A 15,204-nucleotide genomic window follows, 5' to 3' on the forward strand; every position below is an offset into this window, starting at 1 on the left:
AGAGACTTGGTATTCATTTTTCGTCTTGCGACGTTAAGAATCCATGTCACTTTGAGTGCCCACACAGATTGTCTGATAAATTGTTAAAGAGCAGTGCCGCTTCGCTTTTCGCTGCGGCGCGGGGTGTGCATATTACGCTTTCCCGCTTCAGAGTCAAGCGTTTATTTTCGCTTTTCTCTGCTGACCCGGCGGCGTGTGTGCCGTTGTTCCGTGTCAGTGGAGGCGCATTATAGGGAGTTATTCCGACGTGACAAGAGGAAATTTAAAAAAAGTTTCCATCCGCGTTTTTTTTCACCAACAGAGGTGAAATCAAGCTACAAATTGTTCTATTTGATGTATCTGCAACCACAATCACATTCGAGGTGGCATAATTATCAGCATGAATCTTTAAGGAATAAAAGCGATGCCATTAAGCGCACAACAGCTGGCCGCCCAAAAAAACCTATCGTACGTGCTGGCAGAAAAGCTGGCTCAGCGGATTTTAGCGGGTAAGTATGCCCCGGGTAGCATCCTGCCGGGTGAAATGGAGCTGGGTGAGCAGTTTGGGGTAAGCCGTACCGCCGTGCGCGAAGCGGTAAAAACCCTGACGGCAAAAGGTATGGTGCTTCCACGCCCTCGTATTGGCACACGCGTGATGCCACAGAGTAACTGGAATTTTCTCGATCAGGAGCTGCTCTCCTGGTGGATGACGGAAGATAACTTTCATCAGGTCGTCGATCACTTTCTGGTGATGCGCAGCAGCCTTGAACCTCAGGCATGTCTGCTTGCCGCCACGCTAGGAACGGCAGAGCAGAAAGCGCAGCTTAACGCATTGATGGAAGAGATGGTGTTCCTGAAAAAGCACTTCAACCGCGAACGCTGGGTTGAGGTCGATATGGCCTGGCATGAACACATCTATATGATGAGCGCCAATCCGTTCCTCACCTCTTTTGCCTCTTTATTTCATTCGGTGTATCACACCTACTTTACCTCTATTACACAAAACGAAGTGGTAAAACTGGATTTGCACCAGGCGATAGTAGATGCCATCCAGGAAAGCGACGGGCAGCGAGCCCTGAGTGCGTGCCAGGCACTGCTGGCCGCGCCAACCCACCAGCAGGTAAATAAATGACAAACAAAAAAGCGCGCAGCATGGCCGGATTGCCGTGGATTGCAGCCATGGCGTTTTTTATGCAGGCACTGGATGCCACCATCCTCAACACAGCGCTTCCCGCTATAGCGCAAAGCCTTAACCGCTCGCCGCTGGCGATGCAGTCCGCCATCATCAGCTATACCCTGACGGTCGCAATGTTAATTCCGGTCAGCGGCTGGCTGGCCGACCGCTTTGGCACCCGCAGAGTTTTCATGCTGGCCGTCACGCTCTTTACACTCGGTTCGCTGGCCTGTGCGCTCTCCTCATCCTTAACGGAGCTGGTTATCTTTCGCGTATTGCAGGGCATTGGCGGCGCGATGATGATGCCGGTGGCGCGTCTTGCCTTGCTGCGAGCCTACCCCAGGAGCGAACTGCTTCCCGTGCTCAACTTCGTCACCATGCCGGGCCTGGTCGGCCCGATTCTTGGCCCGGTACTCGGTGGCGTGTTTGTCACCTGGGCAAGCTGGCACTGGATCTTCCTGATTAATATTCCGATTGGCGTTGCGGGGCTGCTGTATGCCCGCAAATATATGCCAAATTTCACCACGCCAAGGCGCAGCTTCGACATGGGCGGCTTTTTCCTGTTTGGCCTGAGCCTGGTGTTATTCTCCAGCGGAATGGAGCTGTTTGGCGAGAAGATCGTCGCGACGTGGTTAGCGCTCTCCGTTATCCTCGGCGGTATTCTGTTATTCCTTCTTTATATACGTCACGCGCGCCGTCACCCGACGCCGTTAATTTCCCTGGGGCTCTTTAACACGCGAACGTTTTCCGTTGGGATTGCAGGGAACATTGCGTCTCGTCTGGGGACGGGTTGCGTACCGTTCCTGATGCCATTGATGCTGCAGGTGGGTTTCGGCTACCCGGCTCTGATTGCCGGCTGCATGATGGCGCCCACGGCAATGGGCTCGATCCTGGCAAAATCTACCGTCACGCAGGTGCTGCGCTGGTTTGGCTATCGTAAGACGCTGGTCGGCGTGACGGTCTTTATCGGCCTGATGATTGCGCAGTTCTCGCTGCAATCCGCCGCGTTACCCGTCTGGATGCTGATCCTGCCGCTGTTTGTGTTGGGCATGGCGATGTCGACGCAGTTCACGTCGATGAACACCATCACCCTCGCCGATCTGACTGACGAGAACGCCAGCAGCGGCAACAGCGTGCTGGCGGTAACGCAACAGCTGTCGATCAGTTTAGGGGTTGCCGTGAGTGCAGCGGTGCTGCGGTTTTATGAAGGTTTTGACAGCGCGAATACCGTTGAGCAGTTCCACTATACCTTTATCACCATGGGCGCACTTACCGTGGTATCGGCGCTGGTATTTATGCTGTTAAAACCGAAAGACGGCCGAAACCTGATTAAAGAGCGTCACAAAGAGAAAGCTAAACCGAACCGCGTTCCATCAGAACAGGAGTAAGCTGCAGGCGTTGCTGTTGCAGCGTGGGCTGCGCCATACGGTGGATCAACACATCGATGGCCAGCTCGCCCAGTTCATCTTTTGGCTGATGGATCGTGGTCAGCGGCGGCGTCATGTAGCTGGCCAGTTCGATATCGTCATAGCCAATCACCGCCATATCATCAGGCACGCGTAGCCCCGCCTGATACAACGCCTGGTAGGCACCAAACGCCATCGCGTCGTTACCAATAAACACCGCCTGCGGACGCGGCTTTTGCGCCAGCAGTTTCTGCATCGCCTCGAAACCGCCGTTAAATTCAAAATCACCGGTGATTCGATAGCCATCAGGAATGGCAAGCCCCGCTCGTTCCATGGCGGAGAGATATCCTTCCAGACGCAAACGCGCCGGAGTTTTATCCAGCGGCCCCGTAATACAGGCAATGCGAGTGTGTCCTTTATCAATCAGGTGCTGAGTCGCCATATCACCGCCCAGCAGGGAGTTATCCTGAATGAGATCGCTGGTTCCGTCGAACGGCGCCCAGTCCATCATCACGGTGGGAATTGAAGGATAACGCTGGATAATCTCTTTCGAGGGCTGGTGCGTTTCGGTACAGAGCAGCAATAGCCCGTCGACGCGCTTTTGCATCAGCGTTTCCAGGTTACGATTCATGCGCTGCTCGTCACCCTCGGTATTGCACAGCACCAGGCTGTAGCCACGCTCGAAGCAGCTGCGCTCCACGCCGCGAACCAGTTCTGAATAAAAGGGGTTGGTACTGGCGGTGATCAGCATACCGATGGTGCGCGTCTGGTTGAGCTTAAGGCTGCGCGCCAGCGCAGACGGCGCATAGTTGAGTTCTTTTACCGCAGCTTCGACTTTCTCCCGAATCGCCTCGCTGACGAAGCGATCGTTGTTTATAACGTGAGAGACCGTCGAGGTAGAAACGCCCGCCATGCGGGCGACATCTTTCATTGTGGCCAAGCGTTACCCCTGCTGACTTAAGAATTCATCTATCTCTTTACGCCACGGAACGGAAGGCTGAGCGCCCTTGCGCGTCACCGCAATCGCGGCAGCAGCGTGTGCGAAGCGAATAGCGTCATCCATTCTCTTGCCTTCCAGCAGCGCGGTGACCAGCGCACCGTTAAAGGTATCTCCCGCTGCGATGGTATCAATCGCTTTGACCTTAAAGCCCGGCACGCGGCGGCCTTCGCCATTGACGCTTGCCCACACCCCACGGCTACCAAGGGTGATAATCACGGTGCCGATGCCCTTATCATGCAGTGCACGCGCGGCTCGCGCGGCATCGTCATCATTTTCTACGCGAATGCCCGTCAGCTTTTCGGCTTCGGTTTCGTTCGGCGTAATGATATCCACCAGCGCCAGCAGCTCGTCTGATAATACACGGGCTGGGGCCGGGTTAAGTACGACAGTGGTATGATTTTCATGCGCAATTTTCGCGGCGGCCAGCACGCTTTCAACCGGTGACTCCAGTTGCATGAGCAGGGCTTCCGCTCCGGCGATGATGGCACGTTGCGCTTCCACGCGCTCCGTCGTCAGCGCAGCGTTAGCACCCGCATGAATACCGATGACATTCTCACCTTCAGCGTTGACGAAAATCAGCGCCACGCCGGTCGATTCCCCTGCAACCACGCTGACCGGTGCGATATCAATGTTGTCGCTCGCCAGCTGTTTGCGTACTCGCTCACCGGTATCGTCATCACCCGTGCAGGCGATAAACGCAATATTCGCCCCGCTGCGACCGGCGGCGACGGCCTGGTTGGCACCTTTACCGCCAAATGCCACCTGATACTGGTTACCCGTGACGGTTTCGCCCGGTGTAGGGAACGATTCAAGGTTAAGAATGTGATCGGCATTGATACTGCCAAGGACGACGAGGTTGCCTGCGGTTTTCATGGTTGGGTTGTCCATCTGAGAGCGCCACCGGTGTTACCCGGTGGCGTATGCCACACTTTTCTTTATTGGTGTCCCTCAGGCAGCCAGCGACTGCCTGATTCGCCTTTTACTGCTTGATGACCAGCTTCAGGTCAACCGGGTATTTGGCCTGAACTTTTTCGCCCTTCAGCACTTTGTCGGCAGTTTCAACGCCAGTGGCGCCAATCTGCTCAGGCAGCTGAGCGATGGTCGCAGCCAGTTTGCCATCGTTTACTGCTTTTTCACCATCCGGCGTGCCGTCAAATCCGACAACCATCACATCAGATTTACCTGCGGTCTGCAGGGCACGCAGCGCGCCGAGCGCCATTTCGTCGTTCTGTGCGAACACGGCCTGCACGTCAGGATGCGCGGTCAGCAGGTTCTGCATAACGTTCAGACCTTTAGTACGGTCGAAGTCTGCCGGCTGGCTGGCCAGCACGTTGAATTTGTGTGCAGCCACAGCCTGCTGGAAGCCTTCACCACGCTCGCGAGCTGCGGAAGTCCCGGCAATCCCCTGCAGTTCGATAACCTTCGCGCCTTCGCCGGCTTTCTTCGCGATGTAATCACCCGCGATTTTGCCGCCCAGCACGTTATCAGAGGCAATGTGGCTGACCACCTCACCTTTAGACGCCTGACGGTCCAGGGTGATTACCGGGATCTTCGCCTGGTTTGCCATCTTCACGGCGTTACCTACGGCATCAGAATCGGTTGGGTTGATCAGCAGAATTTTGGTGCCGCGAACGGTTAAGTCCTGAACGTTAGCCAGCTCTTTCGCCGGGTTGTTCTGAGAATCCAGAACCACCAGGTTGTAGCCCAGTTTGTCCGCTTCTTTCTGCGCGCCGTCCTTCAGGGAGACGAAGAACGGGTTGTTCAGAGTAGAGACAACCAGCGCGATGGTATCTTTCGCCATGGCGTTAGCACTTACGGTTGCGCTCAGCGCGACAGCAGAAACCAGGGTAGCCAGTTTTTTCATGTTCATATCTAAGATGTCCTGTAGTGTCGTCAGTTACTGTTTTTTGTTGTCTACCAGTACCGCCAGCAAAATCACCACTGCCTTAACGATCATCTGGTAATAGGAGGAAACACCTAACAAATTCAAACCATTATTCAGGAAACCAAGAATCAGTGCGCCGATCAATGTCCCAACAATGCGACCTTTACCGCCCGCAAGACTCGTACCGCCCAGAACCACTGCCGCGATAGCATCCAGCTCATAACCCGTACCCGCCGTCGGCTGCGCGGAGGAGAGGCGCGCCACTTCGATGATGCCTGCCAGTGACGCCAGCAGACCGCACAGGGAGTAAACGATAATTTTGACTTTATTAACGCTGATACCGGACAGTCGCGTTGCCGCTTCGTTACCGCCCAGCGCATAGATATAACGGCCCAGACGGGTGTGGTGCAGCATGTACCACGCCGCCAGGAAGACGATAGCCATGATCCAGACCGGGGTCGGAACACCCAGCGGGCGACCGATACCGAACCAGCCAAACAGATCCGCGTTATCGGTAAAGCCGGTATTGACCGGGCTGCCGTTGGTGTAAACCATGGTCACACCGCGCAGCAGCAGCATCATCACCAGCGTGGCGATGAACGCCTGAACGCGGCCTTTTGCCACAATCACGCCGGTTACGGCACCAATCGCCGCGCCTGCCGCCAGGGCAGCGGCCACGGCCACCAGCGCGTTGACTTCAATGCCGACAATCGAAGCGGCGATCGCACCGGTGAGCGCCAGCAGGGAACCGACGGACAGATCGATACCCGAGGTCAAAATCACCAGCGTCATGCCGACCGCCATAATGGCGTTCACCGACGTCTGCTGCAGAATGTTGAACAGGTTATTAACGGTGAAAAAGTTCGGGCTCATGGTGGACACAATCGCGATCAGCACCAGCAGGGCAATCAGCGATTTTTGTTCCATCAGCCATGCCTTTGTGAAATAGCGGCGACCAGAAACAGCCTGGGTAGTCATCTTCTTACTCCTGATTCACGCGATTAAGCTTGCCCACAGCGGCAGCCATCAGAACTTCCTGGGTGGCCTGCTCGCGAGTGAATTCACCGCCGAGATGCCCTTCATGCATGACGATAATGCGATCGCTCATGCCTAATACTTCTGGCATCTCGGAAGAGACCAGAATGATGCTCAGACCGTCGGCCTTAAACTGGTTAATCAGCTGATAGATCTCTTTCTTCGCGCCCACGTCCACGCCGCGGGTTGGCTCGTCGAGGATCAGCACTTTCGGGCGCGTCATCAGCCCGCGCGCAATCGCCACTTTCTGCTGATTACCGCCGGATAAGAGGCCAATCGCCTGCTCCATCGACGGGGTTTTAACGTTAAAGAGGCGGATAAAATCGCTCACCGCCTGCTGCTCATCTTTATGCTTCAGGCTACCGCCGCTATGGCTGAAATAGCGCAGCGCGGTCAGGGACATGTTCTCTTTAACTGACATCCCCAGCACCAGGCCGTCGCGTTTGCGGTCTTCGGAGATATAAACGATGCCGTTCGCCAGGCCATCCTGCGGAGAGCGGGTGACCACTTCATGACCGTCGAGAGTGACATAACCGCTGGTGCGCGGCAGTGCGCCGTACAACACTTTCATCAGCTCGGTACGTCCGGCACCCATCAGGCCCGCCACGCCCAGGATCTCGCCCTGGCGCAGGGTAAAGGTCACATCGTTCACGCCCGGACCGCAGAGGTTGTCCACCTTCAGGCGGATCTCACCCGGCGCTTTCTCCAGATGCGGATACTGATCTTCGAGCTTGCGTCCCACCATCATTTCGATGAGCGTATCTTCGGTCAGCGTGGCCACTTCGCGCTCGGCAATAAACTGCCCGTCGCGGAAGACGGTGACGTCATCGCAGATTTCGAAGATCTCTTTCATGCGGTGAGAGATATAGACAATCCCGCGCCCCTGCGACTTCAGCTCGCGGATCACGCGGAACAGGGATTCGGTTTCGGTATCGGTCAGGGCGTCGGTCGGTTCATCCATAATGATGACCTTCGACTCAAAGCTCAGCACCTTGGCAATTTCCACCATCTGCTGATCGCCAATGGAGAGATCGCCTACCAGACGGTCGCTCTTAAAGCGCAGGTTCAGCTTCGCCAGCAGCTTGTCCGCTTCGGCATACATGGTTTTCCAGTCGATTTTGCCGAACCGGTTAACAAACTCGCGGCCAAGGAAGATGTTTTCCGCAATGGTGAGCTGCGGGATCAGGTTCAGCTCCTGGTGAATAATGCCGATGCCCGCTTCCTGAGAGGATTTCGGGCCGGTGAAGGTGGTCTCTTTTCCCAGCCAGACGAGTGAACCGGCATCGCGTTGATAGATACCGGTCAGCACTTTCATCATGGTGGATTTGCCAGCACCGTTTTCGCCCACCAGCGCCATCACGCGCCCGGGGTAGACGTTCAGCGCCGCGCCGGAGAGGGCTTTTACGCCCGGGAACGACTTATCGATCCCTTTGAGTTGCAGTAATGCGTCCATGATGGCCTCAGAAGGTGACGCCAGCACAGAGAATGATATTCGCATACGGGGAACACTCCCCGCTGCGAATCACCGCCTGACTGTCTGCGGTTTGTTGTTTGAACTGTTCGTGCGTCGTGTAACGAATTTCTATGGTGTTTCCCTGGTGTTGTTGCAGTTGCTCAATATGGCTGAGCAACGTTTCGTGGAGTTGCGGATTATGTTGTTTGATTTCCGCCGCGAGAATGGCTGCCTCAACCTGCATCTCCGCCGTCACAACTTCCAGTACCTGCATAAACGAGGGTACACCCTGCGTTAACGCCATATCGATACGGGTTGTGCTGCGCGGAACCGGTAAGCCTGCATCGCAAACCACCAGCGTATCGGTATGCCCAAGACGGGAAATAACCGATGAGATTTCTGAGTTGAGTACCGTGCCTTTCTTCATTTTCTTGCTCCACTAGCGAAACGTTTCGCTGACATCAGTTTAATCTCAAGAATGTTCAGAAAACCATCATGACGTAACAGATTTGTGATCGACGTCGAAACGTTTCGCTAAGTGAAATGCAGAGACAATTATTGTGGGTTGGCGAGGGGTTTGGTAGGCCGGGTAAGCGAAGCGCCACCCGGCATTTTCAGAAGGGATTAGATCTCGACCTGCGTTCCCAGCTCAATCACGCGGTTAGGCGGGATCTCAAACTGGTCAGGCGCGCGCAGGGCATTACGCTGCAGGATGAGGTACAGCTTGCCGCGCAGGCGCAGATACCACGGGCGCTTGCCGATGATCAGCGACTCGTGCGACATAAAGAACGACGTCTCCATCATCCGGCAGCTCAGCCCTTCCAGGCCGCAGCGGTGGAACACCTCTTCCACGTTTGGCGTTTCGCGCCAGCCGTAGCTTGCCACCACGCGCCAGAAGGTCGGCGACAGCTGCTCAATCTGCACGCGACGCACGTTGTGAACATAGGGCGCATCTTCGGTGCGCAGCGTCAGCAGGATCACGCGCTCGTGCAGCACTTTGTTGTGCTTGAGGTTATGCATCAGCGCGAACGGAATGACGTTCAGCGCGCGAGACATATATACCGCAGTACCCGGCACGCGGACCGGCGGGGATTTCTCCAGAGAAGCGATCATCGCCTCAAGAGAGTTCCCGTGCTCGTGCATGCGGCGCAGCAGGCGGAAGCGCTCGCTTTTCCAGGTGGTCATGACAATGAACATCACCAGACCCAGCGTCAGCGGCAGCCAGCCACCGGAGACAATTTTGTCGAGGTTCGCTGAGAACAGCGGCACGTCGATAAACAGGAAGCCCACCAGAATCATCGCCACGAGGAATTTATTCCAGTGCCAGTTTCGGTACGCCACCGTGGTGGAGAGAATCGATGTCAGCACCATCGTACCGGTTACGGCAATACCGTACGCCGCAGCCAGGTTACTGGAGTGCTCGAAGCTGACGATAACAATGACAACAGCGAAATAGAGGAGCCAGTTAACGAACGGGATGTAGATCTGGCCCGACTCCATCTCTGAGGTATGGATGATGCGCATTGGTGACAGATACCCCAGACGCACGGCCTGGCGCGTCAGAGAAAACACGCCGGAAATCACCGCCTGGGAAGCAATGACGGTCGCCAGCGTCGCCAGGATCAGCATCGGCACCAGAGCCCAGTCAGGCGCCAGCAGGAAGAACGGGTTCTTGATCGCTTCCGGGTTTTTAAGCAACAGCGCGCCCTGACCGAAGTAGTTCAGCACCAGCGACGGCAGCACCACAATAAACCATGCCACGCGGATAGGCAGTTTCCCGAAGTGGCCCATGTCAGCATACAGCGCTTCCACGCCGGTGATGGAGAGCACGACGGCCCCCAGCGCCACGAAGGAAACCACTTTGTATTCGAGGAAGAAATGCACCGCCCAGTAAGGGTTCAGCGCATGCAGCACTTCCGGGTTCGCGATAATGCTGCGCAAGCCAAGCGCCGCCAGGATCAGGAACCAGGCCAGCATAATCGGCGCGAACAGTTTGCCCACCAGCCCTGTACCGTGCTTCTGGATCATGAACAGCAGCGTCAGGACAATAATGGCCAGCGGAACCACCCATGAATCGAGCTGCGGAGCGATAATCTCCAGCCCCTCTATCGCCGACAGCACCGAGATAGCCGGCGTTATCACCACTTCCCCGTAGAAGAAACTGCCGCCAATCAGGCCGATAATGACCAGCACCGAGGTCATCCTGGCCGAGGTATTACGCCCGGCAAGAGACATCAGGGTCAGGATCCCACCTTCACCTGCGTTATCTGCACGCATAACGAAGGAGAGATATTTAACGGAAACCACCAGGATCAGCAGCCAGAAAATGAGGGACAGGAAGCCAAACACGGCATCGCGTTCAACACCAAAGCCAAACTGGCCGGACAGACATTCACGAAGCGTATAAAGCGGGCTGGTGCCGATATCACCGTAGACAACCCCGATCGCCGCAAGCGTTATTGCGGGTAATGATTGCTTATTATCAGTGCTCATAGACTAGTCTTTTCGTTTAAATAACAAATGTGTTCCTGGTCCCTTGGCCCACAAAAAGCGCACAGTATGCACGATTCATTGCAAAATCGTACCCCTAAATGCAACCGCATTAATGTAGCGCAAAGAAAATTGCGCCGCACTTCAGTCTATTACCAGCCCTGACTGAAACGTCTATACTCGCTTCAATTGGCCGCCACGACGGCGAAAGGATGCAAAACTATTATGGCTCACTCACATTTATTAGCAGAAAGAATTTCCCGCCTCAGCAGCGCGCTGGAGAAAGGCCTTTTCGAGCGTAGCCACGCCATTCGCCTCTGTTTACTGGCGGCGCTGAGCGGTGAAAGCGTGTTTTTGCTGGGACCGCCGGGCATTGCCAAAAGCCTGATCGCCCGCAGGCTCAAATTTGCTTTTCAGAACGCCCGCGCCTTCGAATATCTCATGACCCGCTTTTCCACCCCAGAAGAAGTTTTTGGCCCGCTTTCCATTCAGGCATTGAAAGATGAGGGGCGCTATCAGCGTCTGACAGAAGGGTATCTTCCGGAGGCTGAAATTGTTTTTCTCGATGAGATATGGAAAGCGGGGCCGGCTATTCTGAACACGCTGCTCACGGCGATAAACGAACGTCGATTCCGTAACGGCGCCAGTGAAGAGAAAATCCCGATGCGCCTGCTGGTGGCCGCCTCTAACGAACTGCCTGAAGCCGACAGCAGTCTGGAAGCGCTGTATGACCGTATGCTTATCCGCCTGTGGCTGGACAAAGTGCAGGATAAGTCCAACTTCCGCTCCATGCTGGTCAGCCAGCAGGATGAAAGTGAAAACCCGGTATCCGCTTCGCTGCAGGTGACGGATGAGGAGTATCACCAGTGGCAGCAGGATATCGGCAAAATCAAACTGCCAGACGCCGTATTCGAGCTGATCTATCTGCTGCGCCAGCAGCTTGATCTCATCCCCTCAGCACCCTATGTCTCCGATCGCCGGTGGAAAAAAGCGATCCGCCTGCTGCAGGCGAGCGCCCTGTTCAGCGGCCGTGATGCCGTCGCGCCAATCGATCTGATCCTGCTGAAAGATTGCCTCTGGCACGATGCAGAAGGCATGAATCTGATGCAGCAGCAGCTTGACGTTTTGATGACCGGACACGCCTGGGGACAGCAGGCAATGCTCAACCAGCTGGGGGCTATTGCCCAGCGGCGCATCCAGCTCCAGCAGCAGCAAAGTGATAAAACCGCGCTGAAAGTGAATCGCCTTGGGGGCATGTTCGCCCGCAAACCGCACTACGAGCTTCCCGCGGATCTGACCGGCACAACGCTAACGCTGCTGCTCCAGCAGCCGCTTAAACTGCATGATATGCAGGTGGTGCACATTACGATTGAGCGCGAGGCGCTGGCGCAGTGGCTGGATAAGGGCGGAGAGATCCGCGGCAAGCTCAACGGCATTGGTTTCGCGCAGCCGCTGAATATGGAAGTGGACAGCAGCCAGCACCTGGTGATCCGCGACGTCAGCCTCCAGGGATCGCGTCTTGCGCTTCCGGGAACCGCTTCGGATAGCGTGCCGGAAGAGATTAAGCAGCAGCTGGAAGCGCTGGATACCGAATGGCATCAGCAGCACACCCGCTTTAGCGAGCAGCAAAAATGCCTCTTTATTCATAGCGACTGGTTAGGTCGCATCGAAGCCAGCCTGCAGGACGTCAGCGCGCAGATCAAACAGGCGCATCAATGCTAACGCTGGATACGCTTAACGTCATGCTGGCCGTCAGTGAGGAAGGTCTGATCGAGGAGGTGGTTATTACCCTCCTGGCATCGCCGCAGCTGGCGGCCTTCTTCGAAAAATTTCCGAAGCTTAAAAAGGCGATGACGGACGATCTGCCCCGCTGGCGAGAAAATTTGCGTCAGCGGTTCAGGGAGACCGAAGTTCCTCCTGAGTTAACGGAAGAGGTGGCCTGCTATCAGCAGTGCCAGCGGCTCTCCACGTCGCAGTTTATCGTCCAGCTCCCGCAAACCCTGACGTTGCTCGATAACGTCCACTCTCCGTTTGCCAGCCAGGCCCGGGCGCTGGTCACGGATAACGCCACCTTTACCCCCGCACTGCATACCCTCTTCTTACAGCGCTGGCGCCTCAGCCTGGTGGTTCAGGCCACAACGCTGAATCAGCAGCTGCTGGATGAAGAGCGTGAACAGCTACTCAGTGAAGTTCAGGAACGGATGACGCTGAGCGGCCAGCTTGAACAGGTGCTGGTGGAGAATGAAAACGCCGCCGGACGTCTGTGGGACATGAGCGCCGGGCAGCTGAAGCGCGGTGACTACCAGCTGATCGTCAAATACGGCGATTTTCTGGCGCAGCAGCCGGAGCTGATGAAGCTTGCAGAACAGCTGGGTCGCTCAAGGGAGGCAAAATCGGTCCCAAAGAAAGATGCCCCGATGGAAACCTTCCGCACCCTGGTGCGCGAACCGGCTACCGTGCCGGAGCAGGTCGACGGGCTCCAGCAAAGCGATGACATTTTGCGCCTGCTGCCGACCGAGCTGAGCACGCTGGGGATGACCGAGCTGGAGTATGAGTTCTATCGTCGGCTGGTGGAAAAACAGCTTCTCACCTATCGACTGCACGGCGAAGCCTGGCGCGAGAAAGTCAGCCAACGGCCGGTCGTCCATCAGGATTTTGATGAACAGCCGCGCGGGCCATTCATTGTTTGCGTGGATACGTCCGGTTCGATGGGCGGGTTTAACGAGCAGTGCGCGAAGGCGTTCTGTCTGGCACTGATGCGCGTGGCGCTCGCCGATCGCCGTCGCTGCTTCATTATGCTCTTCTCCAGCGAGGTGGTGGGCTATGAGCTGACGAACCAGCAGGGTATCGAGCAGGCAATCCGCTTCCTGAGCCAACGCTTTCGCGGCGGCACGGATCTGGCCAGCTGCTTTCGCAGCATTGTGGAGCGTATGCAGGGCGGCGACTGGTACGACGCTGACGCGGTGGTGATTTCCGATTTTATTGCCCAGCGGCTGCCGGATGACGTGGTGAATAAGGTGAAGGAGTTACAGCGGGTGCATCAGCACCGTTTTCACGCGGTGGCGATGTCAGCCCATGGAAAACCCGGCATCATGCGCATCTTCGATCATATCTGGCGCTTTGATACCGGGTTGCGTAGCCGCCTGCTCAGACGCTGGCAGCGTTAATTACAGAAGAGAACCGACGCTTTCACGTACCTGCTGCGGCCAGACGCCACACTGAACCTGACCGATATGGGGTAATTGCAGCAGCAGCATGGTCAGACGGGACTGGCCGATACCGCCGCCGATCGTCTGAGGCATTTCACCGCGCAGCAGCGCCTGGTGCCACTCGAGTTTGAGACGATCTTCATCACCGGTGACCGCCAGCTGGCGCTTCAGCGCGTCGGCATCCACGCGGATCCCCATAGATGAAAGCTCGAATGCGTCCTCCAGTACCGGGTTCCACACCAGAATATCGCCGTTCATCCCGGCAAATTCTCCCTCACCCGCAGTGCTCCAGTCATCATAATCCGGCGCGCGAACGTCGTGGCGTTTGCCATCAGACAGTTTGCCGCCGATACCGATCAGGAATACAGCACCTAATTCTTTAGCGATCGCACGCTCGCGACCTTTAGCATCGAGATTCGGGAAGCGGCTCAGCAGCTCCTGGCTGTGGACAAAATGGATCGTATCCGGCAGGAACGGTGCCAGACCAAACTCTTTGCTCACGGCCGCTTCGGTTGCTTTGATCCCGGCGTAGATCGCCTCAACGGTGGATTTCAGCGTACCGACGTGGCGTTCACCATCACCCATTACGCGCTCCCAGTCCCACTGGTCAACGTAAACGGAATGAATCGGAGAAAGGCGGTCTTCATCGGGACGAAGGGCTTTCATGTGCGTGTAAAGCCCTTCGCCCGCGCTGAAGTCGTGTTGTCCCAGAGTTTGACGCTTCCACTTCGCCAGGGAATGAACCACTTCGAACTGAGCGTCTGGCAGTGTTTTCACTTTCACCTGTACCGCTTTTTCGCATCCAGACAAGTTATCCTGGGTCCCGTCACCCACGCGGCTCAGAATCGGCGCCTGAACTTCAATAAGGCCAAGCTTCTCTTCCAGCTGGCGGGAAAAATGGGATTTTACGAAACTGATCTGGCGTTGTTTTGCGATGTAAGCGGTTTTCATTATTTATACTCCTGCGTCCTGTTGATATTGATTAAGCAACAGAAATGGCATCATATTCAATAACTCATCAACAAAAAGCCACCTTCACTTTTGATTCGATAAAATTAAACGCTAGAATAGGGTGATTCATTAATCTTCATAAGAAAAAGCTATGGAAAATTATCAGATCGACAATCTCGACCGCGGCATCCTGGAGGCCTTAATGGCCAATGCCCGTACCGCCTACGCCGAACTGGCAAAACAGTTTGGCGTCAGCCCGGGAACCATTCACGTCCGCGTAGAGAAGATGAAGCAGGCGGGGATCATTACCGGCGCACGCATTGACGTCAGTCCTAAACATCTGGGTTACGACGTCTGCTGCTTCATCGGCATCATTCTTAAAAGCGCCAAAGACTACCCTTCCGCCCTGGCGAAGCTGAACGCGCTGGATGAAGTCACCGAGGCGTATTACACCACCGGGCATTACAGCATCTTTATTAAAGTCATGTGCCGATCCATCGACGCCCTCCAGCAGGTACTTATCAACAAGATCCAAACAATCGATGAAATTCAGTCCACCGAGACGCTGATCTCCCTGCAAAACCCGATCATGCGTACCATCCGCCCGTGATCGGGCAAATTC

Annotated in this window: 13 protein-coding genes; 5 read left to right on the forward strand and 8 right to left on the reverse strand. The window is 55.8% G+C overall.

Features of this window, described 5'->3' with window-relative positions; translation table 11 throughout:
* Positions 1 to 403 precede the first annotated feature (403 nt).
* Both DFO52_RS15945 and mdtD read left to right on the forward strand, forming a co-directional pair.
* Positions 404 to 1,111, forward strand: a complete 708-nt coding sequence (locus DFO52_RS15945) for a FadR/GntR family transcriptional regulator (RefSeq protein ID WP_023309775.1) — start codon at positions 404 to 406, stop codon at positions 1,109 to 1,111.
* Complete coding sequence (mdtD, locus tag DFO52_RS15950) at positions 1,108 to 2,541, forward strand: multidrug transporter subunit MdtD (protein ID WP_029741905.1); 1,434 nt, start codon at positions 1,108 to 1,110, stop codon at positions 2,539 to 2,541. Before DFO52_RS15945 ends, mdtD begins: the two co-directional genes overlap by 4 nt.
* On the opposite strand, the gene rbsR is transcribed toward mdtD, so the two are convergent.
* The 7 genes from rbsR to kup all read right to left on the reverse strand — a co-directional run bounded on the left by rbsR (position 2,507) and on the right by kup (position 10,425).
* Positions 2,507 to 3,499 (reverse strand): ribose operon transcriptional repressor RbsR, encoded by a 993-nt coding sequence (rbsR, locus tag DFO52_RS15955; RefSeq protein WP_133550759.1) that lies wholly within the window; start codon positions 3,497 to 3,499, stop codon positions 2,507 to 2,509. The genes mdtD and rbsR overlap by 35 nt on opposite strands.
* A gap of 3 nt (positions 3,500 to 3,502) precedes the next feature.
* On the reverse strand, positions 3,503 to 4,432 hold the full coding sequence (gene rbsK / locus DFO52_RS15960; protein ID WP_029741903.1) for a ribokinase: 930 nt from the start codon (positions 4,430 to 4,432) through the stop codon (positions 3,503 to 3,505).
* A 106-nt stretch (positions 4,433 to 4,538) separates the two neighbouring features.
* Complete coding sequence (gene rbsB / locus DFO52_RS15965; protein ID WP_023333911.1) at positions 4,539 to 5,429, reverse strand: ribose ABC transporter substrate-binding protein RbsB; 891 nt, start codon at positions 5,427 to 5,429, stop codon at positions 4,539 to 4,541.
* A 27-nt stretch (positions 5,430 to 5,456) separates the two neighbouring features.
* Positions 5,457 to 6,422, reverse strand: a complete 966-nt coding sequence (gene rbsC, locus DFO52_RS15970; protein ID WP_006808742.1) for a ribose ABC transporter permease — start codon at positions 6,420 to 6,422, stop codon at positions 5,457 to 5,459.
* 4 nt (positions 6,423 to 6,426) lie between these two features.
* Positions 6,427 to 7,932, reverse strand: a complete 1,506-nt coding sequence (gene rbsA, locus DFO52_RS15975) for a ribose ABC transporter ATP-binding protein RbsA (protein ID WP_029741902.1) — start codon at positions 7,930 to 7,932, stop codon at positions 6,427 to 6,429.
* A gap of 7 nt (positions 7,933 to 7,939) precedes the next feature.
* Positions 7,940 to 8,359 (reverse strand): D-ribose pyranase, encoded by a 420-nt coding sequence (gene rbsD, locus DFO52_RS15980; RefSeq protein ID WP_003862392.1) that lies wholly within the window; start codon positions 8,357 to 8,359, stop codon positions 7,940 to 7,942.
* A gap of 197 nt (positions 8,360 to 8,556) precedes the next feature.
* Positions 8,557 to 10,425 carry a low affinity potassium transporter Kup gene (gene kup, locus DFO52_RS15985; RefSeq protein ID WP_032662093.1) on the reverse strand — a complete coding sequence of 623 codons (1,869 nt, stop codon included), beginning with the start codon at positions 10,423 to 10,425 and terminating at the stop codon, positions 8,557 to 8,559.
* Positions 10,426 to 10,647: 222 nt separating this feature from the next.
* On the opposite strand from kup, the gene ravA reads away from it, so the two are divergent.
* Positions 10,648 to 12,144 (forward strand): ATPase RavA, encoded by a 1,497-nt coding sequence (gene ravA / locus DFO52_RS15990; protein ID WP_133550760.1) that lies wholly within the window; start codon positions 10,648 to 10,650, stop codon positions 12,142 to 12,144.
* A complete protein-coding gene (gene viaA / locus DFO52_RS15995; protein WP_054829783.1) occupies positions 12,138 to 13,589 on the forward strand; it encodes an ATPase RavA stimulator ViaA in 1,452 nt (483 codons plus the stop codon). Before ravA ends, viaA begins: the two co-directional genes overlap by 7 nt.
* Here viaA and asnA read toward each other — a convergent pair whose 3' ends face one another.
* Positions 13,590 to 14,582, reverse strand: a complete 993-nt coding sequence (asnA, locus tag DFO52_RS16000) for an aspartate--ammonia ligase (RefSeq protein WP_133550761.1) — start codon at positions 14,580 to 14,582, stop codon at positions 13,590 to 13,592.
* A 151-nt stretch (positions 14,583 to 14,733) separates the two neighbouring features.
* Between asnA and asnC the strand changes: the two genes are divergently transcribed.
* Positions 14,734 to 15,192: a transcriptional regulator AsnC gene (gene asnC, locus DFO52_RS16005; protein ID WP_023333916.1), complete on the forward strand. Its 459-nt coding sequence runs from the start codon at positions 14,734 to 14,736 to the stop codon at positions 15,190 to 15,192.
* Positions 15,193 to 15,204: the final 12 nt, after the last annotated feature.

Origin of the sequence: Enterobacter sp. AG326 (assembly GCF_004362415.1) — a bacterium.
In the GTDB taxonomy this organism is placed as follows: Bacteria; Pseudomonadota; Gammaproteobacteria; order Enterobacterales; family Enterobacteriaceae; genus Enterobacter; species Enterobacter asburiae.

Excerpts from the sequence above, each read along its gene's own strand:
- DFO52_RS15945 (WP_023309775.1), top strand. The coding sequence starts at position 404 with ATGCCATTAAGCGCACAACAGCTGGCCGCCCAAAAAAACCTATCGTAC.
- mdtD (WP_029741905.1), top strand. The coding sequence starts at position 1,108 with ATGACAAACAAAAAAGCGCGCAGCATGGCCGGATTGCCGTGGATTGCA.
- rbsK (WP_029741903.1), bottom strand. The coding sequence starts at position 4,432 with ATGAAAACCGCAGGCAACCTCGTCGTCCTTGGCAGTATCAATGCCGAT.
- rbsB (WP_023333911.1), bottom strand. The coding sequence starts at position 5,429 with ATGAACATGAAAAAACTGGCTACCCTGGTTTCTGCTGTCGCGCTGAGC.
- rbsC (WP_006808742.1), bottom strand. The coding sequence starts at position 6,422 with ATGACTACCCAGGCTGTTTCTGGTCGCCGCTATTTCACAAAGGCATGG.
- rbsA (WP_029741902.1), bottom strand. The coding sequence starts at position 7,932 with ATGGACGCATTACTGCAACTCAAAGGGATCGATAAGTCGTTCCCGGGC.
- rbsD (WP_003862392.1), bottom strand. The coding sequence starts at position 8,359 with ATGAAGAAAGGCACGGTACTCAACTCAGAAATCTCATCGGTTATTTCC.
- kup (WP_032662093.1), bottom strand. The coding sequence starts at position 10,425 with ATGAGCACTGATAATAAGCAATCATTACCCGCAATAACGCTTGCGGCG.
- ravA (WP_133550760.1), top strand. The coding sequence starts at position 10,648 with ATGGCTCACTCACATTTATTAGCAGAAAGAATTTCCCGCCTCAGCAGC.
- viaA (WP_054829783.1), top strand. The coding sequence starts at position 12,138 with ATGCTAACGCTGGATACGCTTAACGTCATGCTGGCCGTCAGTGAGGAA.
- asnA (WP_133550761.1), bottom strand. The coding sequence starts at position 14,582 with ATGAAAACCGCTTACATCGCAAAACAACGCCAGATCAGTTTCGTAAAA.
- asnC (WP_023333916.1), top strand. The coding sequence starts at position 14,734 with ATGGAAAATTATCAGATCGACAATCTCGACCGCGGCATCCTGGAGGCC.